23 protein-coding genes and 1 pseudogene are annotated in these 20,228 nt (G+C 73.4%); 13 read left to right on the top strand and 11 right to left on the bottom strand.

The window, feature by feature from the left end:
* Positions 1-5: 5 nt before the first annotated feature.
* The 3 genes from OG500_RS35805 to OG500_RS35795 all read right to left on the bottom strand — a co-directional run bounded on the left by OG500_RS35805 (position 6) and on the right by OG500_RS35795 (position 1,125).
* Complete coding sequence (locus OG500_RS35805) at positions 6-401, bottom strand: hypothetical protein (protein WP_329586529.1); 396 nt, start codon at positions 399-401, stop codon at positions 6-8.
* 99 nt (positions 402-500) lie between these two features.
* The gene (locus tag OG500_RS35800) at positions 501-866 is read right to left on the bottom strand and encodes a VOC family protein (protein ID WP_327071801.1); all 366 of its coding nucleotides are present in this window, start codon (positions 864-866) and stop codon (positions 501-503) included.
* Between the two features lie 97 nt (positions 867-963).
* Positions 964-1,125, bottom strand: coding sequence for a YqaE/Pmp3 family membrane protein (locus tag OG500_RS35795; protein ID WP_327071017.1), 162 nt, complete (start codon positions 1,123-1,125; stop codon positions 964-966).
* A gap of 251 nt (positions 1,126-1,376) precedes the next feature.
* On the opposite strand from OG500_RS35795, the gene OG500_RS35790 reads away from it, so the two are divergent.
* The 5 genes from OG500_RS35790 (at position 1,377) to OG500_RS35770 (ending at position 6,083) form a co-directional block, all read left to right on the top strand.
* On the top strand, positions 1,377-2,462 hold the full coding sequence (locus tag OG500_RS35790; RefSeq protein ID WP_329586527.1) for an AI-2E family transporter: 1,086 nt from the start codon (positions 1,377-1,379) through the stop codon (positions 2,460-2,462).
* 219 nt (positions 2,463-2,681) lie between these two features.
* Positions 2,682-4,043 (top strand): S1C family serine protease, encoded by a 1,362-nt coding sequence (locus tag OG500_RS35785; RefSeq protein WP_329586524.1) that lies wholly within the window; start codon positions 2,682-2,684, stop codon positions 4,041-4,043.
* Between the two features lie 92 nt (positions 4,044-4,135).
* On the top strand, positions 4,136-4,801 hold the full coding sequence (locus OG500_RS35780) for a class I SAM-dependent methyltransferase (RefSeq protein WP_329586521.1): 666 nt from the start codon (positions 4,136-4,138) through the stop codon (positions 4,799-4,801).
* Positions 4,802-4,861: 60 nt separating this feature from the next.
* Positions 4,862-5,392, top strand: a complete 531-nt coding sequence (locus OG500_RS35775; protein ID WP_327071013.1) for a DinB family protein — start codon at positions 4,862-4,864, stop codon at positions 5,390-5,392.
* A 127-nt stretch (positions 5,393-5,519) separates the two neighbouring features.
* Entirely contained in the window at positions 5,520-6,083 is a 564-nt protein-coding gene (locus tag OG500_RS35770; protein WP_329586517.1) for a hypothetical protein, read from the top strand.
* On the opposite strand, the gene OG500_RS35765 is transcribed toward OG500_RS35770, so the two are convergent.
* Complete coding sequence (locus tag OG500_RS35765) at positions 6,062-7,642, bottom strand: MFS transporter (RefSeq protein WP_329586514.1); 1,581 nt, start codon at positions 7,640-7,642, stop codon at positions 6,062-6,064. The genes OG500_RS35770 and OG500_RS35765 overlap by 22 nt on opposite strands.
* A 91-nt stretch (positions 7,643-7,733) precedes the next feature.
* Between OG500_RS35765 and OG500_RS35760 the strand changes: the two genes are divergently transcribed.
* The 3 genes from OG500_RS35760 (at position 7,734) to OG500_RS35750 (ending at position 9,812) form a co-directional block, all read left to right on the top strand.
* The gene (locus tag OG500_RS35760) at positions 7,734-8,660 is read left to right on the top strand and encodes a LysR family transcriptional regulator (RefSeq protein ID WP_329586511.1); all 927 of its coding nucleotides are present in this window, start codon (positions 7,734-7,736) and stop codon (positions 8,658-8,660) included.
* A gap of 65 nt (positions 8,661-8,725) precedes the next feature.
* Positions 8,726-9,049, top strand: a complete 324-nt coding sequence (locus OG500_RS35755) for a putative quinol monooxygenase (RefSeq protein ID WP_327071009.1) — start codon at positions 8,726-8,728, stop codon at positions 9,047-9,049.
* A gap of 232 nt (positions 9,050-9,281) precedes the next feature.
* The gene (locus tag OG500_RS35750) at positions 9,282-9,812 is read left to right on the top strand and encodes a hypothetical protein (protein ID WP_329586507.1); all 531 of its coding nucleotides are present in this window, start codon (positions 9,282-9,284) and stop codon (positions 9,810-9,812) included.
* Positions 9,813-9,877: 65 nt separating this feature from the next.
* On the opposite strand, the gene OG500_RS35745 is transcribed toward OG500_RS35750, so the two are convergent.
* A complete protein-coding gene (locus OG500_RS35745) occupies positions 9,878-11,095 on the bottom strand; it encodes an MFS transporter (protein ID WP_329586504.1) in 1,218 nt (405 codons plus the stop codon).
* A gap of 140 nt (positions 11,096-11,235) precedes the next feature.
* A complete protein-coding gene (locus tag OG500_RS35740; RefSeq protein ID WP_329586502.1) occupies positions 11,236-11,622 on the bottom strand; it encodes a hypothetical protein in 387 nt (128 codons plus the stop codon).
* A 150-nt stretch (positions 11,623-11,772) separates the two neighbouring features.
* Here OG500_RS35740 and OG500_RS35735 point away from each other — a divergent pair, with 150 nt between their 5' ends.
* Complete coding sequence (locus tag OG500_RS35735; RefSeq protein WP_329586497.1) at positions 11,773-13,557, top strand: serine/threonine-protein kinase; 1,785 nt, start codon at positions 11,773-11,775, stop codon at positions 13,555-13,557.
* Positions 13,558-13,564: 7 nt separating this feature from the next.
* Here the strand turns inward: OG500_RS35735 and OG500_RS35730 are convergent, their stop codons facing one another.
* Entirely contained in the window at positions 13,565-13,726 is a 162-nt protein-coding gene (locus OG500_RS35730; protein WP_327071004.1) for a hypothetical protein, read from the bottom strand.
* A 128-nt stretch (positions 13,727-13,854) separates the two neighbouring features.
* On the opposite strand from OG500_RS35730, the gene OG500_RS35725 reads away from it, so the two are divergent.
* On the top strand, positions 13,855-14,481 hold the full coding sequence (locus OG500_RS35725) for a glyoxalase (RefSeq protein ID WP_329586492.1): 627 nt from the start codon (positions 13,855-13,857) through the stop codon (positions 14,479-14,481).
* A 145-nt stretch (positions 14,482-14,626) separates the two neighbouring features.
* On the opposite strand, the gene OG500_RS35720 is transcribed toward OG500_RS35725, so the two are convergent.
* Complete coding sequence (locus tag OG500_RS35720) at positions 14,627-15,016, bottom strand: lytic transglycosylase domain-containing protein (RefSeq protein ID WP_327064448.1); 390 nt, start codon at positions 15,014-15,016, stop codon at positions 14,627-14,629.
* A gap of 755 nt (positions 15,017-15,771) precedes the next feature.
* Here OG500_RS35720 and OG500_RS35715 point away from each other — a divergent pair.
* Positions 15,772-17,094, top strand: coding sequence for a ricin-type beta-trefoil lectin domain protein (locus OG500_RS35715; RefSeq protein ID WP_327071002.1), 1,323 nt, complete (start codon positions 15,772-15,774; stop codon positions 17,092-17,094).
* A 59-nt stretch (positions 17,095-17,153) separates the two neighbouring features.
* Here the strand turns inward: OG500_RS35715 and OG500_RS35710 are convergent, their stop codons facing one another.
* A complete protein-coding gene (locus OG500_RS35710; protein WP_329586489.1) occupies positions 17,154-18,020 on the bottom strand; it encodes a class I SAM-dependent methyltransferase in 867 nt (288 codons plus the stop codon).
* Between the two features lie 341 nt (positions 18,021-18,361).
* Between OG500_RS35710 and OG500_RS35705 the strand changes: the two are divergent.
* Together OG500_RS35705 and OG500_RS35700 are read left to right on the top strand one after the other, a co-directional pair.
* Positions 18,362-18,712 (top strand): annotated as a pseudogene (locus OG500_RS35705) (D-alanyl-D-alanine carboxypeptidase); the annotation flags it as partial.
* Positions 18,713-18,723: 11 nt separating this feature from the next.
* Positions 18,724-19,161, top strand: coding sequence for a sensor histidine kinase (locus OG500_RS35700; protein ID WP_442907108.1), 438 nt, complete (start codon positions 18,724-18,726; stop codon positions 19,159-19,161).
* 30 nt (positions 19,162-19,191) lie between these two features.
* Here OG500_RS35700 and OG500_RS35695 read toward each other — a convergent pair whose 3' ends face one another.
* Entirely contained in the window at positions 19,192-19,350 is a 159-nt protein-coding gene (locus OG500_RS35695; protein WP_329586486.1) for a hypothetical protein, read from the bottom strand.
* 171 nt (positions 19,351-19,521) lie between these two features.
* Entirely contained in the window at positions 19,522-20,166 is a 645-nt protein-coding gene (locus OG500_RS35690; RefSeq protein WP_327070999.1) for a dihydrofolate reductase family protein, read from the bottom strand.
* Positions 20,167-20,228 lie beyond the last annotated feature (62 nt).

The following is a 20,228-nucleotide window of genomic DNA, read 5'->3' as shown; positions in this document are numbered from 1 at the left end:
CCTCCTCAGGACCCGGCGGGGGCGTCCTCGATGTCCGAGATGAGCTTGGTGCTCAGGTCGCTCTGCACCGCCAGCCGGGTCTTCCCGGCGTCCGGGCCGGTGCCCCAGGTGAGGGTGACCGTGGTGAACAGGTGGCCGGCGCCCGAGTCCTGGTAGCTCACCTCCCAGGCGGTGGGGACGTCCTGGGCGCGCAGGACACCGTCGGCGTGGTTGGCCTCCTCCCAGGCGGCCAGGCGCTGCCGGAGGTCCTGCGTGAGGTAGTGGGCGCGGAGCTGGTCCGACAGGTCGTCGGTGCCGTCGGAGACGGCGTCGATGTACGCACCGTAGAAGTCGGCCACCCGGTCGACCGCGGAGTCCGGGCTTCCGCTGCGGGTCACGGTGGTCGCCTGCGTGTCCGTCATGGCTCTCTCCTTCTGCCGGGATGATCACATGTCCACGGCCGGACGGAGCCGACCACGACGGTCAACGAGCCCGGGCCCTCCAGGTAACGGCCTCCGTGCTCAAGGCTCCTGACGCTGCACCAGACAGAACGGGTGCCCCGCCGGGTCGGTGAGGACCCGCCACCGCTCGCCGCCGGGCTGGTGCTCCGGCTTGCCCGCACCGAGCGCCATGAGGCGCGCCTCGGCCTCATCCAGGTCCGCGACCGCGAAGTCGAGGTGGGACTGCTGGGGAACGGACTGGTCGGGCCAGCGCGGCGCCCGGTAGTCGTCGATGCGTTGAAAACCGATGAAGAGCCCGTGCTCGCCGTTCACACCCGCGAAGTCGGCGTCGGACTTCGGGTGGGGCTCGAGGCCGGTGGCCTGCTGGTAGAATGCCATCAGCGCCAGCGGATCGGCGCAGTCGAGCGTGATCGCGGTCAACGTCATCGTCGGGGTCACGGCTTCTCCAGGCAGGCGCTGATCATTCGATCATGCTGCCTGGCCCACGTGGTGCCTTCAACCCCCGACCGCCCGGCGCCGGTGCTCAGTCCTTCACGACCTGGTAGATGCCGTAGACGACTCCCGGGATGTGGCCCAGCAGCTGGAGCAGGAAGGCCCAGAGCACCTTCAGGCTCGGGCCGTCCTTGATCAGCACCGCGAGCCACGGCAGGACGAAGCAGAGTAGGACGAGAAGGACTTTGATCATGATCGTCCTCGTTTCGAGGCGTTCCGGTCGTGACACCGCAGGGCTTCCTTCATCGTCCCACCGCAGGTCGCCGGGTTCATCCCCCATCTGGCGTATGGAGCCGCTCTTCCCTCGTGATCGGCCCTAGTGTGCGAGAGGTGGACAGGGAGGCGGACGGTCGGCACCACCGCGAGGGACCTCGCCGTCGCTCCCGGGCGCGCAGGGCAGGGCGTACACCGGCGCGTGCGCCGGGGCGGCCGGCCTCCCGCACCATGCGCCCGTCGCCCGGGGCGCGGCTCCGGTCGGCCGCGACGGTCCCGCGCGGCCTGGCCGTGGCGGCCGGGTACGCGTGGCGGGTGCTGCTGCTGGGGGCGCTGGGCTACGCCGTCTTCGTCGTCCTGCAGCGGGTCGAGTTCGTGGCGGCGGCGGTCTTCGTCGCGCTGGTCCTCACCGCCGTGCTGCGCCCGCTGACGAACCTGCTGGCCCGCGGACTGCCGCGGGTGCTGGCCCTGGTGCTGACGGTGGTGGCCGCGGCGGCCGTCCTCGCCGGGCTGCTCGCGCTGGCGGTCGCACTGGAGACGAGCCACTCGGCGGAGCTCGGCACCGAGTTCCACGGCGGCCTGAACCGCATCGAACGCTGGGCACAGGGTCCACCGCTGCACCTGCCCGCGCACACGGTCGCCGACCTGCCGAGCAAGGTCGGCAAGTTCCTCTCGGCCCACCGTTCGGCCCTGGTCAGCACGGCGCTGAGCAACGCGGGCCGGATCTTCGAGGTGGTCACCGGGACCGCCCTGGCACTGTTCTGCGCGATCTTCTTCATCTACTCCGGCGACCGGATGTGGGACTGGTTCGTGGCGCAGCTGCCCACGGGGGGACGTCCGCGCTGCGACCGGGTGGGCCGCGTCGCGTGGCGGACCTTCGCCGGCTACACCCGCGGCATCATGATCGTGTCCGCCAGCAACGCGCTGCTGGTCGCGGTCGCGCTGCTCGTGCTGCAGGTACCGCTGGTGCTGCCGTTGACCATGCTGGAGTTCCTGGCCAGTTTCGTCCCGCTGGTCGGCTCGCCGGTCGCCCTCGCGGTCGCCTCCACCGTCGCGCTGGCCACCCGGGGGCCGTGGACGGCGTTGCTGGTACTGGCCCTGATCGTGGTGATCGGCCAGATCGAGGGGCATGTGCTGCAGCCGCTGGTGATGAGCTGGGCGGCGCGGATCCACCCCGTCGCCGTCGCGCTCTCGGTCGCCGCGGGCGGCCTGGTGGTGGGCGTGGTGGGGGCGGTGGTGGCGGTGCCGGTGGTGTCGGTCGCCTGGGCGGTGTTCGGCGAACTGCGCAAGGGGTCAGGCGGCGGGGCCGAGCGGTGACGGTGGGGCCGGGCTACGCCCGCCGGGCGGAAGGCCGCCGGGCGGAAGGCCGCCGGGTGTGACGGTTTCAAGGCGTAGCTCATCAACCGTTTACGGTGCTCGTACCGTCCGCCTCGCATCATGGAGGAGAGGCAGGCCCCGCTCGGCATCCGGCAGACGGGCCGTCCAGAGGCCGCCGCCAGAGATGTCATCGGCACGGATGTCACAGGTGGGGCTGTCATGAACGAACAGCAGCAAGCAGGGGCACCGGACGGATTCGGCAACGCGCAGACCGGCGGCCACACCGGCCCGCCGCCCGGCGGCTGGGGCCCTCCGCCACGGCCCGACACCGCGGTCCCCGGGCCGCCCCCGCAGCACGCGGCGCCGCCGCCGCCGAACTACCCGCCGGGCCCGCTGCCGGGCTGGGGCTACTACCCGCCGCCACCGCCGCCCCGGCGGCGGCACCCGGGCCGCCGGGCGGTCGCCCTGGCAGCCGCCCTGGTGCTCGCGGTGGGCGCCGGTATCGGCATCGACCAGGCGCTGCGGTCCGGGAACAGCTCCAACGGCACGTCGTCCTCCACCTCGCAGGTGACGCCGACCGCGCTCACCCCGGCCGACGCGGTCAGCAAGGCCGAGGCCGGCCTGGTGATCATCAACACCACGGTCGGCTACCAGGACGCGAGGGCCGCCGGCACCGGCATCGTGCTCAGTGCGAACGGCGAGATCCTCACCAACAACCACGTGATCGACGGCGCCACCGCGATCCAGGCGACCGACGTCGGCAACGGCCGCACCTACACCGCGACCGTGACCGGCTACGAGCGCAACGGCGACCTCGCCGTCCTCCAGCTCAAGAGCGCCTCCGGCCTGACCACCGCCAAGCTGGGCGACTCCGCCAAGGTGGCGGTGGGCGACGCGGTGACCGCGATCGGCAATGCCGGCGGCACCGGCACCCCCTCCGCCGCCGTCGGTAACGTGACCGCGCTGGACCAGTCGCTCACCGCGAGCGACGAGGCGACCGGCTCCAGCGAGCAGCTCAGCGGCATGATCCAGGTCAACGCGGACGTCGAGCCCGGCGACTCCGGCGGCGCGCTGGTCGACTCCACCGGCGCGGTGGTCGGCATCGACACGGCCGGCTCCCAGTCGCAGGGCGGCGCACAGCAGGGCCCGCAGCAGGGCTTCGCGATCCCGATCGACACCGCGCTCCCGATCGCCCACCAGATCACCGCGAGCAAGTCGAGCACCGCGGTGCACATCGGCCCGACCGCCTTCCTCGGCCTGGAGGTCTCCTCCGGCTCGGCGAACGGCCGCGGCGGCGGGAACGGCGCTGGGAACAACGGCGGGAACGGCAGCGCGAACGGCTCGGACAACGGCGCCGTCATGGTCGCCGGGGTGATCGCGGGCTCGCCGGCGGCACAGGCCGGCATCACCCAGGGCGACGAGGTCACCGCGGTCGACGGCCACACCCTGTCCGGCCCGGACTCGCTCACCGACCTGATGGTCGGCCAGACCCCGGGCAAGCAGGTGAGCGTCCAGTGGCTCGACACCGACGGCACCCAGCACAGCACCACCCTCACCCTGGCCACCGGCCCGGCCGACTGACCGACCGCCTGAACGCCTGCCAGCTGACCGAAGCCGGCCCGCCCGCAACCCGCGGCCGGGCCGGCTTCGGCCGTGCACTACCGTGACCGCCCATGAGTACCGACGGCTGGCTGGCCGACACCCGGACGTCCTACGACACCGTCGCCGCCTGCTACACCGACCAGGTGCGCGACCTGCTCGACCGGACGCCTTACGAGCGCGCCGTCCTGACGCTCTTCGCCGAGTTGGTGGGGGCCACCGGCGGTGGGCCGGTCGCGGACGTGGGATGCGGGTCGGGGAGGATCACGGCGCATCTGCACGGGCTGGGCGTGGACGCGTTCGGGATCGACCTCTCGCCCGCGATGATCGAGCTGGCCCGCCGGGACCACCCGGGGCTGCGGTTCGAGGTCGGTTCCATGACGGATCTCGACCTGCCCGACGCCTCGGTGGCCGGCCTGGTCGCCTGGTACTCGCTGATCCACCTCCCCGACGAGGAGGTCGGCCCGGTCCTCGCCCACTTCCGGCGGGTGGTGCGCCCCGGCGGCCCCCTGCTGCTCGCCTTCCACGTCGGCGACGGATCACGACTGAAGACGCAGGGCTACGGCGGGCATCCGATGAAGGTCCACATCCATCTGCGCCGCCCCGGCCGGCTGGCCGAATGGCTCGAGGGTGCCGGTTTCGCGGTCGAGGCGCAGCTGACGCTCCGCTCGGCCGAGAGCGCGCTCGGCGGAATTCTCTTTGCCCGGTGTCCGACTGACGCCAATGAGGACAGGATCTGACCTCATTGGCCCCTAGCGTTGTCGTCAGCAAGGGAACGAGAACGACGGAAGGCTGGGACCATGAACGACGACACGTTGGCGACCACTGGCGAGCGGGCGGACCTGCTGGCGGTGCTGGCCAAGCACCGGCACTTCCTGCGGTTCACCACCCGTGACCTCACCGACGAGCAGGCGGGCCTGCGGACCACGGCCAGCGAGCTGTGTCTGGGTGGGCTGATCAAGCACGTCGCCTCGACCGAGCGGGGCTGGGCGGAGTTCATCGTGAAGGGCCCCTCGGCGATGGGCGACTTCAGTGCCATGACCGAGGAGGACTTCGCGAACTGGGGCGACGGCTTCCGGATGCTGCCGGGCGAGACGCTGGCCGGGGTGCTGGAGGAGTACGCCGAGGTGGCCCGCCGGACCGACGAGTTGGTGGCCTCGCTGCCCGACCTCGAGGTCACGCATCCGCTGCCGAAGGCTCCGTGGTTCGAGCCCGGCGCGCAGTGGTCGGCTCGGCGGGTGCTGCTGCACGTCATCGCCGAGACCGCGCAGCACGCCGGTCACGCGGACATCATCCGGGAGTCGCTGGACGGTGCCAAGAGCATGGGGTGACCGGTGCCGCCGGTTGCTCGGCGCGGGGGCGGTGGTCCGCCCCCGCGCCGAGCGACCGGGTGGGGCTGTGCTCGCGTCCGACGGGCTGTCATAGTCGGTCGGAACGAGGGGCAAGGGGGGCTCTGCGATGTCCAGGGGGAACGACGGGCGGACGGGGATCGGGACGGGTGTGCTGATCGTGGCCGCGTTGGCGGCGCTGATCGGGGTGCTGTTCCTGACCGACGACCACCCGGACGCGTCGGGCACCGGGCACGACCCGGTGGCGATCAACCTGCCGAAGACCGTCGAGCACCAGCGCGAACTGGGCTCGTCCAGCAACGTCCTGACCGATTCGGGCGACATGACGTCCGGGCTCACCTCCTCCGGTCTCTCCGCCTCCGGACTGACCGAGCTGAACCAGGGCGTCTACGGCGACTCCCCGGGCGCCGCCGGCAACTGGGCGGTGACGACGTCGCGCAACAGCGGCCAGGCGGGCCCCTGGCTCGCCGCCCATGCCCCGTCCGGCCAGGGCGTCGCCGTCACCCACCCGCGGCTGTCGATCGCCGGCGCCACGGCGTGCTACCAGCAGCGGGACGGCCGGAGCATGTGCACCTGGTACGACGAGAACTACTTCCTGATGGTCACCGGCCCCGCCGGCCCGCAGGCCCTCCAGCAGGTGCTGCTCCGGGTCTACGACGGCAGCGAGGTCTGAGCAGCCGTTGACGGCTCAGCCGGGGACGGCGCGAGCGGGGCCGCCGACCGTGTCCGGGCGCTGGTGCGGGTGCGGTAGCCCACGGCGACGACGAGGCTGCCGGCCAGCACGGTCACCGCGACGGCGCGCAGGCCCAGGTCCATGCCGGCGGTGAAGCGGGCGACCTCCTGCGGCGTGCCGGGGACCCCGGTGGAGCGGGAGGCGAGCAGCGAGCCGACCACCGCGACGCCCAGCGCCGCGCCGACCTCGCGCGCGGCGGTGTTCAGTCCCGCACCCAGACCCGCCTGGGCGGGCGGGAGTTCACCGACGACGGTGGCGGTGAGGGCGGGTGCGCACAGGCCCAGGCCGATCGACAGCAGGAGCAGCCAGGCGGCGTAGACCGGGTAGGCGGTGTGCGCGTCGCAGGTGGAGACCAGCAGCAGCCCGGCGCCGATGAGCGCCAGCCCACCGGCCGCCAGCGGACCCGGGCCGCGGTTCGGGGCGAAGCGCGCGACGAGCCTGGGGACGAGGATCATGCCCAGGGTGACGGGCGCCACGGCCACCCCGGTCAGTGCCGGCGAGTAGCCCTTGGCGTACTGCAGGAACTGCGCGTTGACGAAGAACAGCGCGAACAGCCCGAAGAAGCTCAGCCCGGTGCCCAGCACCGCCGCGCGCAGCCGGGCGGAGCGGAAGAGCCGGGGGTCGAACAGCGGCTGCGCCGCACGCCAGGCGTGGCCCGTGAAGCAGGCCGCCAGCAGGGCCGCGACCGCGAAGGCGCCCAGCACCCGCGGGGAGGTCCAGCCCTGGTGCGGTCCCTCGACGATCGCGTCGACCAGGACGAGCACGGCCGCGGTGAGCAGCACCGAACCCACCGGGTCCACCACGGCCTTCGGGTTGCGGGCCGTCTGCGGCACCCGGACGGTGACGAGACGGCCCAGCAGCACGGCGAGCACCGGCATGACCGCGAACAGCGCGCGCCAGCCGAGGAACTGGCAGGCCAGACCGCCCGCCAGGTTCCCCGCCAGGCCGCCGAGCCCGACCGACAGCGTCCAGGCGGCCAGTGCCCGGCCGCGCTCGGCCGGCCCGGACAGCTGCACGACCAGCGACAGCGTGGCGGGCATCAGCAGGGCCGCTCCGGCCCCGCAGACCGCCCGGCCGGCGATCAGCCAGTCCATGCCGGGCGCAGCCGCGCTCGCTCCGGTGCCCAGGCCGAAGAGCAGCAGCCCCGCCAGCAGCGCGCGCTTGCGCCCGTACCGGTCGCCGAGGGCGCCGGCGGGGATCAGCAGGCCGGCGAAGACGACCACGTACGCGTCGACCGCCCACAGGAGCTGGCCCGGCGTCGGATGCAGGGCGCCGGCGGCGAGTCGGGGGATCAGCAGGTTCACCGCCGCGACCATGCTCTGCGCCAGCGCCACGCAGGCGCAGAGCACCAGGAGCAGCGAGCGGGGCAGGGCCGGTGCGGCAGCGGCTGCTTGTGCGGGTACGGCAGCGGGTGCTTGTGCGGCTGCGGCAGGCGGGGTCGGCGGGGTCGGGCCGGGCGGAGCGGAGTGGACGGGGCGCGGCGGGGCAGGGCGAGGCACGGTGGCTCCCGGGAGCAGGGTGATGGTGGGGTCGGGAACACCGTAGAGTCGTCCGGGACCTGTCGACCAGTGCAACTTTTGCAAGGAGACATTGCGTGTGACGCAATCCAACCTGGACCTCAATCTGCTGCTCGCGCTGGACGTCCTGATCGAGGAGTCCAGCGTCCGCGGCGCCGCCGCCCGGCTGCACCTGTCCGAACCGGCCATGAGCCGCACGCTGGGCCGGATCCGCGCCGCGCTCGGCGACCCGGTCCTGGTGCGGGCCGGGCGCGGGATGGTCCCGACCCCGGGCGCTCTGGCCATCCACGCCGACGTGCGCGAACTGGTGGAACGCGCCCGCGCGCTGTTCCTGTCCACCGGGCACACCGACGTGCGCACCGCCCTGCGGACCTTCACCGCGATCGCCTACGACGGGCTGCCCGCGATGCTGCTCCCCGCGCTGCTCGCCCGGGTCCGCGCCGAGGCGCCCGGGGTGCGGCTGCGCTTCCTGACCGAGGGCCACCAGGACGACCCCGTGCTGCGCGAGGGGGTGGCGGACCTCGAAATCGGCGTCATCGACAACCAGTTGCCCGAGGTGCGGGTCGAACACCTCTACGACGAGCGGATGGTCGGCGTCGTCCGCGCCGGACACCCGCTGCTGGCGGCGGCCGTGACACCCGAGCGGTTCGCCGCCGCCGAGCACCTGATCGTCTCCCGCCGCGCCCGGATGCAGGGGCCCGTCGACCGGGCCCTGCGCGATCTCGGCCTCACCCGAACCGTGTGTGCGACGGTCGGATCGCTCAGCTCCTCGCTGTTCGTCCTGCGCGAGACCGATCTGGTGGGCCTGATCCCGGGCCAGAACCGGGCCCTGGCCCAGGCGCTGGACCTGACCACCTTCCCTCTGCCGCTGCCACTGCCGCCGCTGCCCTTCGGCATGGCCTGGCACCCCCGCCACGATGCCGACACCACCCACCGCTGGCTGCGCACCGCCGTCCGGGAGCTGCTGCTCGACCGGTTCGAGGACCCGGGGCCTGCCTGACAAGCCCGCGACCCTCCCCCGCGCTGATCCGACGCGATCCTCCGGACACGTCGTAAACTCGCTGAATGATCTTCATCGTCGTGAAATTCCCGGTCAAGCCGGAGTACACCGACTCCTGGCTCTCCCATGTCGAGGCCTTCACCCGGGCGACCCGCGCCGAGCCCGGCAACCTGTGGTTCGAGTGGTCGCGCAGCGCGGAGGAGCCCGACACCTACGTGCTGGTCGAGGCGTTCCAGGACGGCGCGGGCGAGGCCCACGTCAACTCGGACCACTTCCGGGCCGGGCTGGAGACCATGCGCCCGCTGGTCCAGCGGGCGCCGCAGATCGTCAGCACCGTCATCGAGGGTGCCACCGGCTGGAGCAGGATGGGCGAGCTCGGGATCGACTGAGGCACCGTCCGGAGCTCCTGCTGAATCGCTGGTTCCGCTCGGGACCGAAGGGTGGAGGCGAAGGGGCAGAAGCGCGGAGGATTCGGAATCGAAATCCGCCAATGATCCCCATCATTCCGTCGCATTCGCGCCAACCTCCCCGCCACAACCGCCGATCCGGGCCGGGGACCCCATGCTGGGGTCCCCGGCCAGCAGGCCGCCCCGGCCCGGCATCAAGGAGGCACCCGTGTCCGTGTCCCGCCCGAAAACCCACACCCTGCTGTCCCTGGCGGCCACCGCCGCCCTCGGCCTCGGCGGGATGATCGGCACCGCCGGCACCGCCACGGCCGCCGCCACCGCCGGCGGGACCAGCACGACGGTCACCCTCCCCGCCGGGGTCACCACGGCGCAGGTGTCGAGCGGCGCGGCGCACGCCACCATCACCAGGACGCCGCGGACCGCGCAGACCAACCTGACCTGCACGCTGACCTCCAGCATCCCCATCCACACCAGCAGCATCGTCTACGGCTCGGCGAGCATCTCCTGCACCGCCCCCGTGGCCCAGCTGACCATGACCGCCAGCCTCTACAAGAACGGCGCGCTGCTCATCACCGGCGACCTGATGGAGACCTGGTCGGCCAAGATGCTCTCGGCGAACGCCTACACCGCCTACGCCCCGGGGAAGTACCAGACCGGTTCCCAGGGAACGGTCACCTACCCCAGCGGCTACAACCCGCCCACCGGCGGTTGGGGCACCACCTACAGCCCCACGGCGACCCTGTGACCCGCTGAGCCGCCGAGCCGCTGCCGGCCCCGGTGCCACCGGGCGTGCGGCGGGTGGCACCGGGGTCACGCTGCGCCCCGGCCCTCCCGCGGCAGGCTCGCGAGGACGCCGAGGACCAGCACCGCCACCGCGCCGGCGAAGACCGCCCCGGCCGTGCGCAGCCCGGTGACCGTGATCAGCACGCCCACACCGATCGCGGGCAGCGCCAGCATCGCGTAGAGCACGGCGAAGAGCGCCGAGAACGCCTGGCCGCGGACCCGGGCGGCGACCTGGCCGGTGATCAGCGCGATGCCGTCGCCGAGTGCCAGGCCGGTGGCCAGGCCGACGGTCACCGCCGCGGCGATCAGCGGGGCCAGGGCCGCGGTCAGCATCGCGGTGGCGATCAGCGCCGCGGCGACCAGCAGGCCCAGGCAGGCGGCGGGCAGCACCGGCCGGGGCGTCAGCACCCGGGCCAGCAGCTGGCCGAGACCGGTGCAGACGAAGGCGATCGAGACGGTGGCCCCGGAGAGCACCGGGGTGCTCAGCTTCAGCACCTCGCCGAAGAAGAGGCCGGTGGTCGCGGTGAGGACGCCCAGGACCGCGAACCCCGCGCCCGCGCCCAGCGCGCAGCGCAGGAAGGGCCCGCGGACCTCGGCGGGAACCCTGGGCAGCGAGAGCGCCAGCAGGCGGCCGTCCGGGCGTCGGATCACGGTCTCCGGCACGCCCGCCAGCGACAGCAGGGCCACCAGGACGAGGACGGCGTCGACGATCCACACCAGCCGCAGCGGGTTGCCCGCCCACTGGGCCAGCGCCCCGGCGAGCAGCGGTCCGCCGGCCAGGCCGCCCATGTTCGCGGCCAGGGCGATCCGGCCGGCCCGCACCTGCCGCTCAGGGGGCGCGAGTTCGGTCAGATGGGCGGTCGCCGCCCCGGTCACCAGAGCGGCGGACAGGCCCGAGAGCACCCGTCCGAACAGGAGCAGCCCCAGACCGTCCGCGGCCAGGAAGACCCCCGCGGCGGCGCCGGCCAGCAGCAGCGCGGCGGCGGTCACCGGGCGGCGGCCCAGGCGGTCGGAGAGGGAGCCGAAGCAGAGCAGCCCGGCCACCACGCCCAGCGCGTAGACCGCGAAGGCGACCGTGACCATCAGTGAGGAGAAGTGGAAGGCCGCCTCGTAGCGCGGGTAGAGCGGGGTGGGGATGGTGGTGCCCATCATGGTGACCCAGAAGGCGGCGGCGACGATCGCGGTGGCCGGGCCGGACCGGGCGTGGCGGCTGCGAGCGGCGCTGGGGTCGTCGGTCGTGGTCATCGGTTCTCCGGCGGAGGGTGCCGAGCGGGGGCGAAGGGCCGTGGGCCGGCCCGCCTTCGCGGTGTCCGGGCCCGCCGACGGCACGCTCGGATCGAGCCTACCGGCGCCCGGCCCGCGCAGCCCCTCCAGCGGCGGACGGCTCACTGCGGGGGCGGGCTGTCCCAGGAGTAGGAGTCGGGCCGGTTGTGGGTACCGCCGGAGTTCTGGTTGTGGATGGTGGCGTCGGCGGTGTACGAGGTCCTGTCGTCGAAGACGACCAGGCAGCGCAGGTGCGCCGTCTCCTCGCGGGCGGTGTCGTGGACGTGCGGGGTGCACGACACCGAGGCGACCGGCCGGTGGTCCTGGGTGGTGATGTGGGACTTCATCGCGTTCTGCAGGGCCACGTAGGCGTCGGTGTTCGGCCCGCAGCCGGCCGCCGCGCACGCCACGGCGGCGGCCACCGCCAGGGCCCGCGCTCCCCGCAGCCGCAGCCGTATCCGCATCCGCATCCGGGCCCGGGAACGCCCGGGCAGCGGGTCTACTCGCACCGGCGAACTCCTGATCACTGGTCGAAAGGCCCCGATGCTAGCCGAAACGGCTGAAGCCGCCGGCCCGGCCCCAGGTCGCGGTGGGCTGCGGGCCGGTGGCGGGCGGCTGGCTATCATGACGGCCGGAGCGAGCAGGGACGGGGATTCGTGGTGGCATCGGTTCAGGGCGACGCGGCCGGCGCGGAGGCGCACGAGGGACTGCTCGTCGGCGGTCGGTACCGGTTGGTGCGCCGGCTGGGGGCGGGCGGCTTCGGCCGGGTGTGGCAGGCCACCGACGAGGCGCTCGGCGTCGAGGTCGCGGTCAAGGAGGTCTGGCTCGCACCGGCGATGACCCAGGCCGAGCGCGGCGAGCGCCTGGAGCGCGCGCAGCGCGAGGCCCGCAGCGCCGCCCGGCTGCGCGATCACCCCAACGTCGTCGCGGTCCACGACGTCCTGGTCGAGAACGGCGCGCCGTGGATCGTGATGCAGCTGATCCAGGGCCGGTCGCTGGCCGACCTGCTGCGCGAGGTCGAGTCGCTCCCGCCGGAGCAGGTCGCCCGGATCGGCCGGGCCATGCTCGCGGCGCTGGGCGCCGCCCACGCGGCGGGCGTGGTGCACCGCGACGTGAAGCCGGCCAACATCATGCTGACCGACGACGGCCGCGTCCTGCTCACCGACTTCGGCATCGCGCAGCAGGCCGAGGACACCGCGCTCACCGCGACCGGCGCCATCATCGGCTCCGTGGAGTACATGGCTCCCGAGCGGATCCAGGGTCAGGACAACGGTGCCGCCGGCGACCTGTTCTCCCTCGGCGTCGCGCTCTACCAGGCGGCCGAGGGCCTGTCGCCGTTCCGCCGGACCACTCCGACCGCCGGGCTGCTCGCGGTGATCTGCGACCCGGCCCCGCCACCGCGCCGCGCAGCGGGCCTCGCGCCGCTGATCGAGGGCCTGCTGGCGAAGGACCCGGCCCAGCGGCTCACCGTCACCGGGGCCACCGCGCTGCTCGACGCGGCCGACCAGGGCGCGGGCCAGGGCGCGAGTCCGAGCGCGGGTCCGAGCGCGAGTCCGGGCCAGGGCGCGAGTCCGGTGGCGGCACCCGCCCGGGAGCTCCCTGCACCGGCGGCGCAGGCTCCGACTCCCATACCCGCCATGCCGGTTGCACCACCGGCCGCACCGTTCGCGGCACCGGTCACCGTACCGGTCACTTCGCCGGTCAAGCGCCGCGCCTCGCGCGGGGCGATCGCGGCGGCCGTCGGTGCCGGGGTCCTGGTCTGCGGGGTGGTCACCGCCCTGGTCGTCCGGGGTGCCACCGGCGAGGTGCCCGGCGGCTCGGCCCTCGGCCTGGGCGGCTCGTCGCTGAAGTCGAAGCTGCTGCAGGCCGGTGACCTGCCGACCGGATTCCAGAGCGACTGGGGCGCCGGCGACATGGGCTATCTGCGTCCCGTCGGCGGCAGTTGGCCCTCGGCCTGCGACGCCAGGAACCAGGAGGCCCGCTGGGACCGCACCTCCGACAACACCGTCGAGTACACCGCCGTGGCCGGCGGCGCCTCCCCGGCGGCCTCCAGCGGCGGCTCGTACGGCGAGTCGGTGCAGAAGGTCTCCGCCGACCAGGCCGCCGAGTACGTCCAGGCCGCCAAGGAGGTGTCCGACTGCCCCGCCTACACCGTCGACCTGGCGGACTCCGGCGGCGCGAAGCAGCGGTGCACGGTGACCACGACGGCGCTGCAGGCGCCCACGATCGCCGGGGCCACCGGGGAGGTGGTCGCCCGCCGCGAGACCTACAGCTGCGCGGACGCCGCCGACGCCACCTCCTACGCACCGGTCGTCCTGGAGAAGCTCACCACCAGTCGGGACGACTACCTGGTCGAGTTCTTCCTGCAGCCCAGCGAGAACGGTGCGGACGGCGCGCTGGACCCGCAGCCGATGCTGGACAAGGCGCTGGCCAAGCTCTCCTGACGCCGGATCAGCCGATCACGGCGATCCCGACGAGCGCGAGGGCGAACGACACCACGCAGAGGCTCCGCTGCCGGCGGTCCCAACGCGCCCACCCGCCCCGGCCCCTGCTCGCCGCGGCGACCCCGGCCAGGCCGGCGGTGAAGATCGCGAACCCCACCACGAAGCGCACTGTGCTCCTCCTCCCCCGAGCAGCCGAGCGCTCCCCCTGAGCGCCGGTGTCCCGAATCGTAGCGGCGGCGCCGGACCGGTCAGGAATCGAGAAGCACCGGTCGTGGGCCCGCAACTAGCGTGAAGGACATGACTTCCATCGAATACCTCACCCTCGACGTGGCCGACACCGCGGCCGCGCACGACTTCTACACCGACGCCTTCGGACTGGCGGGCCAGGTGCGCCTGCGGGAGTCGCAGGAGGCCACGACGGGCTTCCGCGGGTTCACGCTCTCGCTCACGGCGGCCCAGCCCGCCGACGTCAACGCCCTCGTCGACGCCGCCCTCGCCGCCGGTGCCGCACCGCTGAAGCCCGTCACGAAGTCGCTCTGGGGCTACGGCGGCGTCGTCCGGGCCCCGGACGGGGCGATCTGGAAGGTCGCGACCTCGGCGAAGAAGGACACCGGCCCGGCCACCCGGCGGTTCGACCAGCTGGTGCTGCTGCTGGGGGTCGCGGACGTGGCCGCCAGCAAGCAGTTCTACGTGGCGCACGGGCTGACCGTGGCGAAGAGCTTCGGCCGGATGTACGTGGAGTTCGCGGGCGGGTCGAGCCCGGTGAAGCTGGGCCTGTACCGGCACCGTGCCCTGGCCAAGGATGCCGGTGTCTCCCCCGAGGGCACCGGCTCGCACCGGCTCGCGATCGGCGGCACGTCCGGCCCCTTCACCGACCCGGACGGCTTCGCCTGGCAGGCCGCCTCGCCTGTCCTCGCCTCGTGAGGCACCACGGGTGCGACAAGGCGCACGCCGAAGGGCCCCAGTGCGCGGCATCCCCCGCATCCCGCACGCCGAAGGGACCCGGTGCGCGGGATGCGCGCACCGGGTCCCTCGGGGGTGACCCGCTGGGGGTCGCTGATCGGGGTGATCAGTAGTTGTGGTGGACCTGCCAGTAGGCCCAGGCCTGGTTCGGGCTGCCGTAGCGGCTGTTCATGTAGTCGTACGTCCACTTGATCTGGGTGGACGCGTTGGTCTGCCAGTCGGCGCCGGCGGAGGCCATCTTGTTGCCCGGCAGGGCCTGGCCCAGGCCGTAGGCGCCCGAGGACGGGTTGGTCGCGGTGACGTTCCAGCCGCTCTCGTGGGAGACGATCTGGTCGAAGGAGGCCAGCTGGTCGGCGGGGACGATGCTCGCGGCGATCTGCTGCGGGGTGGCGGCAGAGGCGGCGGTGGGGGCCACGGCGGCGCCGATGGCGACGATGCCGGCGGCGGAGGCGAGCAGGGCGGCGGACTTGCGCATGCGGGTGGAGATCACGGGCATGTGGAGTTCGACCTCACATCAGTTGGGCGCCTTGCCCAGGAGGGTCCGCAGGCTCGACGACGCGGCCTTGCGGTCATGGGTTCGGCACCGGGGCGGTCTCGCTGTGGAGAGACCACCGTTCGGGAGCTGCGGCGGTGGACGGGCCTCCGCCGCATCTGGCGACTTCGCCATTGTTAGCGGGGCCGGGGGCGCGATCCAAGGGGTGCCGATACGACGGTGCGTCGTAGCCGGCGGTGGCCACGGATGCCGTCCGAGCCGCTCCGTTACCCCTGCCTCCAGGGCTCAAACCTCGTCCTCAACGGCCCGACGACCTGCGCGACCACCGCGCTGACCTGCACAGACTCCGATCGACTGGTCCGCGGCCGAAATCCGTCGCGCCGCCGGCCCGCGCGGCGGGGAGCGTCGTGCGCCGAAGCCGCGGACGCGCTACTAGGAAGGGTCGTAGTCCTCGGGGCCGCGTGAGGACCATCACGGGACGGCAGGCCCCACGAGCGCTTTTCGTCACCGATGGTGACCGCCGGTCCCAGGCCGCGTTCAGGTCCTGATGCCAGGGATTGACTACCCAGCGTCTTGACGCGTTGACAGGTACAGGAGTTGAATACGGCGCAGTTCAGTCCGTGTTGGTATGACTCCACTGCTCCGCATGCGCGGGACCGGGCCCCCACCTTGTCCGCCGTTCCCGCGCCCCTCCTGCCTGGGAGCCGCAGATGAGCCACGAACTGCCGCGTCGGCGCACCTTCCGACGCGTTCGCTTCTTGACCCGTTCCCGAAGCCACCGAACAGAGCGCACCAAGGGCCACGCCGGCCGCAGGCTGGCGGTGCTCGCCACCCTGAGCCTGCTGCTGGCGCTCGTCGCCCGGGCGCCCGAGGCCGGCGCGGTGCCGGTACCCGCCCCGCCGGCGGGGTGGACGACCGTGTTCAGCGACGACTTCTCCGGCGCGGCCGGCGCGCCGCCCTCCGCGGCGAACTGGACCTACGACACCGGACCGGGCTCGAACTTCGGCACCGGTGAGATCGAGACCATGACCGACTCGACCGCCAACGTCCACCTCGACGGCAACGGCCACCTCGACATCACCGCCCTGAACAACGGCGGCAGCTGGACCTCGGGCCGGATCCGCACGCCCGGCGCCGTCGTCGGCGCACCGGCCGGCGGCAAGCTGGAGGTCACGGCATCGATCATGCAGCCGAACCCGGGCAGCGGACTCGGGTACTGGCCCGCGTTCTGGATGCTGGGCCCCGGGCAGTGGCCCGAGAACGGCGAGATCGACATCATGGAGGACGTCAACGCCCTCTCGCAGGTCGCCGGCACCATCCACTGCGGCACCGCCCCGGGCGGGGTCTGCAACGAGAACAACGGCATCGGCAGCGGCCTGCGCGCCTGTCCGGGCTGCCAGAACGACTACCACACGTACGCGATGATCCTGGACCGCACCAACACGGCCGCGGAGTCGATCACCTGGTACCTCGACGGCACCGCCTACTTCAGCGTGTCCGAGAGCCAGGTCGGCACCGCCACCTGGCAGCAGGCCTTCGACCACAACCTGTCCATCATCTTCGACCTGGCGATGGGGGGCGGCTTCCCCAACGGCGTCTGCGGCTGCACCACGCCGACCGCCGCCACCACCTCCGGGGCGACGATGAGCATCGCCTCCGTCGCGGCCTACACCACCACCGGCGGTGGCGGGGGCGGCGGTTCGGCGATCACCGGCTACGGCGGCCTGTGCCTGGACGACCGCTCGGCGTCGACCGCCGACTACAACCCCGTACAGGTCTACACCTGCAACGGAACCGCCGCCCAGCAATGGACGGTCGTCCAGGCCGGCAGCACCCTGCACGTCCTGGGCAAGTGCCTGGACGTGGACGCCGCCGGCACCGCCAACGGCACCCTGGTCGACCTCTACGACTGCAACAACACCGGTTCGCAGGTGTGGATACCGCAGTCCGACGGCTCGCTGTACAACCCGCAGTCCAACAAGTGCCTGGACGACACCGGCTGGTCCACCACGCCGGGCACCCAGACCGAGATCTGGGACTGCACCGGCGGCGCCAACCAGAAGTGGAACCTGCCGAGCTGAGCGCGGTCCGCTCCCCCGGGGCAGGCCGGTCGGTGACCCCGACCGGCCTGCCCGTCGGCTCAGCCAGCCGGTGACGGCTGCGCCGGGTCCCGCCACCAGAGGTGCGCCTCGGTGCCGGGCTGCCGCTCGGAGAAGCGGCCCACGGCGGAGGCCTGCCGCAGCAGCGCGCGCAGGTCCGCCTCGAAGCCGTCGCGCTCGGCGCCGAACAGGTGCGGGGCCGAGGCCGACATCGAGAACACCCCCGCGACCACGTCGTCGCAGTCGCGCTCCAGCGGTTGCCCGCCGGGGACGACCAGGCGCCGCGGACCGGCGAACCCCGCGCGGGCGAACACCGCCGCCTCGCCCCCGGGCGTCCCGTGCGGCAGCACCCCTTGGCCGGCCCGCCGCTGCGGGCCCAGGTAGCGCCGGACCAGCTCGTCGATCGCCGCACGGGGCACCGCCGGGTGCGGCAGGCCCGCGACGTCCCGGACCTCCCCCTTGAGGTCCGAGACGTGCACCAGCGCCCCGCCCGACCGCAGCATGCTCCGCACGGCCGTCGCCACCCGGTCCTGGTCCATCCAGTGGAAGGACTGCCCGAAGACCGCGACGGAGAAGGTGCCGAGCGCCGGTCCGGCGGGCAGCTCCTCGGCCCGGGCCCGGACCCAGCGCGCCTTGCCCGCCAGCGCCTCCTCGGCGGCCACCCGCCCGGCCTCGGCGATCATCCCGCCGTCCGGGTCCACCCCGACGACCTCGTCGAACAGGTGCGCCAGCGCCAGGGCGAGGGTGCCCGGACCGCATCCCACGTCCAGCAGGCGCCCGCGCCCGTCGAGCCGCAGCGCACCGGCGAGCGCGTCCGCCAGCCCGGGGGCGTAGGGCAGCCTCCCCCGCCGGTAGTAGGCGGCCGAACCCGCGAACAGCGTCTCGTCCCACTCCCAGCCGCCGACCACGCCCTGTCCCCTCTGTCTGTTGGACCGCCGCTCTCCCCGGCCCCCACGCTACGCGGGCGGGCTGCTGCGGGTGGCTGATGCGCAATCGATACAGGCCCAAGCGGCAGCGGATGCACACCCATCGCGGAGCCGACACCTCCCGAAGCCACCGTGGTGGCGACACGCAGACCGGCGTGTCCAGCACCCGGAGGTGGCCGTTCATGAGCGCAGTCCGTACCCGAGGAGGCCGGCTGTGGCCGGTGGGCGGGGTCGCCCTCGCCGCCGGGGCCGTCCTCGCCTGCACCCTCGCCCCCGGCGCCGGGCACCGGGCCCCCGCCCCGGTCCAGGCACTGCCCGCCTGGACCGGCCTGCCCTGGCCGGTCCAGGGCCAGACGAGTGTGACGGTGGAGGGGGTGGGCCGGATCGGCTCGCGCGGGGAGCAGCGCCCCGTGCCGATCGCCAGCGTGACCAAGGCGATGACGGCCTACGTCGTCCTCCAGGACCACCCGCTCAAGGGCCCCGACAGCGAGGGTCCCACCATCACCGTCGACCAGCAGGCCGCCGACGAGTCCTACTCCAGGGACGAGTCCACCGCCCCGGTGCGGGCCGGCCAGCAGTTCACCGAGCGGCAGCTGCTGCAGCTGATGATGCTCCCCTCGGGCAACAACATCGCCCGGCTGCTGGCCCGTTGGGACGGACGCCTTCGTGACGCGGCCACGACGGCGTGATCGGGCTGAAGACCGGCTCCAGCACGGCCGAGCTGTTCCCCGTGCCGCTGCCCGACGTCGTCCGGGAGACCGTCGAACACACCGGCCTGGAAGCCGAAATGACGGTCCGTCAGGCGGCTATGGTGACCACCGACCCGCGCCGCCTGGACCGCATCCTGGCCAACCTGCTGACCAACGCCCATCGCCACGGCCACGCCCCGGTACGGATCACCCTGGACGGAAGCACCATCACCGTCCGCGACCACGGCCCCGGCTTCCCGCCCGAGCTGCTCACCCACGGCCCGCGCCGCTTCCACACCGGAGCCCCCGAACGCGGCCGGGGCCACGGCCTGGGCCTGACCATCGCCCTCGGCCAGGCCGCCGTCCTGGGCGCCCGGCTCGACCTCGCCAACGCCCCCGACGGCGGCGCCACGGCCACCCTGCACCTGGGCTAGAGCCTGGGGCCTGGTGGTCCGGGGGCAGGGTCAGGCCTGGGCCGAGCGGCGGCGGACCAGTTCGGCGGTGCAGCGGCCGGCCACGCTGCGGTCGGCGTCGATCTCGTGGGCGAGGGCGGCCCGGTCACGGAGGGCCTGGGCCCGCTCGTGGTGGCCCTGGCTCGCCAGGATGCGGGCGTGGTAGTCCATCGCGTAGGGGTCGCCGAGGTCCGCCGCGCGTTCGAAGGCCCCGATCGCCCGTTCCTCGTGGCCGTGGTCGCGGTAGGCGACACCGAGGGCGGTGATCGGGAGGGTGACGTCCTGGCCGGAGCGCCGAGTGCGCAGTTCAGGGGCCTGCCGGGCTGCCTGGGGGCGGCTCGGTCACGAGTCGCTTGCGGCACCTCGGTCCGGTGCGCCCATGTCGCCCGTCGCGGGGGTGCCCTCGGCGCGCGCGTAGCGCAGGTACACGGTGCCCTTCGAGCTGGCCACCGGGGGTGCGAGGAGCGTGACGTTGGTGGGCGCTGCGCCGTCGTCGAACACCTTCTTGCCGACGCCGAGCACGATCGGGTGCAGCCAGAGGTCGAGACGGTCGAAGAGCTTCTCGCGCAGGAGGGTCTGCACGAGGTTCAGGCTCCCGACGACCTTCACGTGCTCGTGCCGGTCACGGATCTCCCGCACCGCCCTGGCGAGGTCCGGGCCGAGCAGGGTGGACCCGGCCCACGGGAGGTCGGGCGTGCCGCGGGAGGCCACGTACTTGGGGATGCGGTTGAAGAGCGCGGCGAACGCGTTCTCCTCGCCGCCCTGCTGGTGGGGCCAGTAGGCGGCGAAGATGTCATACGTCCGCCGGCCGAGCAGCAGGGCGTCCGTGCCCTCGTAGGCGGCAAGGATCTGCGACCCGGCGACCTCGTCCACCAGGGGCGCCTGCCAACCGCCGAACGGGAACCCCTCCGGGTCCTCGTCGGGGCCGCCGGGCGCCTGCCCGACGAGGTCGAGGGTCGCGAACATCGCGATGTGGACGAGGCCCATGGCTCACTCCCGATGAGTCGGTTGCTTCCGCTTCACCCAGCCTGGCGGAACGAGCCCGGAAC

Origin of the sequence: Kitasatospora sp. NBC_01250 (assembly GCF_036226465.1) — a bacterium.
GTDB lineage: Bacteria > Actinomycetota > Actinomycetes > Streptomycetales > Streptomycetaceae > Kitasatospora.
Note: the sequence above shows the minus strand (reverse complement) of the source record. Positions and strands in the feature narration are given on the sequence as shown.

Coding starts and splice junctions, on each gene's coding strand:
- OG500_RS35805 (WP_329586529.1), bottom strand. CDS start 401: ATGACGGACACGCAGGCGACCACCGTGACCCGCAGCGGAAGCCCGGAC.
- OG500_RS35800 (WP_327071801.1), bottom strand. CDS start 866: ATGACGTTGACCGCGATCACGCTCGACTGCGCCGATCCGCTGGCGCTG.
- OG500_RS35795 (WP_327071017.1), bottom strand. CDS start 1,125: ATGATCAAAGTCCTTCTCGTCCTACTCTGCTTCGTCCTGCCGTGGCTC.
- OG500_RS35790 (WP_329586527.1), top strand. CDS start 1,377: ATGCGCCCGTCGCCCGGGGCGCGGCTCCGGTCGGCCGCGACGGTCCCG.
- OG500_RS35785 (WP_329586524.1), top strand. CDS start 2,682: ATGAACGAACAGCAGCAAGCAGGGGCACCGGACGGATTCGGCAACGCG.
- OG500_RS35780 (WP_329586521.1), top strand. CDS start 4,136: ATGAGTACCGACGGCTGGCTGGCCGACACCCGGACGTCCTACGACACC.
- OG500_RS35775 (WP_327071013.1), top strand. CDS start 4,862: ATGAACGACGACACGTTGGCGACCACTGGCGAGCGGGCGGACCTGCTG.
- OG500_RS35770 (WP_329586517.1), top strand. CDS start 5,520: ATGTCCAGGGGGAACGACGGGCGGACGGGGATCGGGACGGGTGTGCTG.
- OG500_RS35755 (WP_327071009.1), top strand. CDS start 8,726: ATGATCTTCATCGTCGTGAAATTCCCGGTCAAGCCGGAGTACACCGAC.
- OG500_RS35745 (WP_329586504.1), bottom strand. CDS start 11,095: ATGACCACGACCGACGACCCCAGCGCCGCTCGCAGCCGCCACGCCCGG.
- OG500_RS35725 (WP_329586492.1), top strand. CDS start 13,855: ATGACTTCCATCGAATACCTCACCCTCGACGTGGCCGACACCGCGGCC.
- OG500_RS35720 (WP_327064448.1), bottom strand. CDS start 15,016: ATGCCCGTGATCTCCACCCGCATGCGCAAGTCCGCCGCCCTGCTCGCC.
- OG500_RS35695 (WP_329586486.1), bottom strand. CDS start 19,350: ATGGACTACCACGCCCGCATCCTGGCGAGCCAGGGCCACCACGAGCGG.
- OG500_RS35690 (WP_327070999.1), bottom strand. CDS start 20,166: ATGGGCCTCGTCCACATCGCGATGTTCGCGACCCTCGACCTCGTCGGG.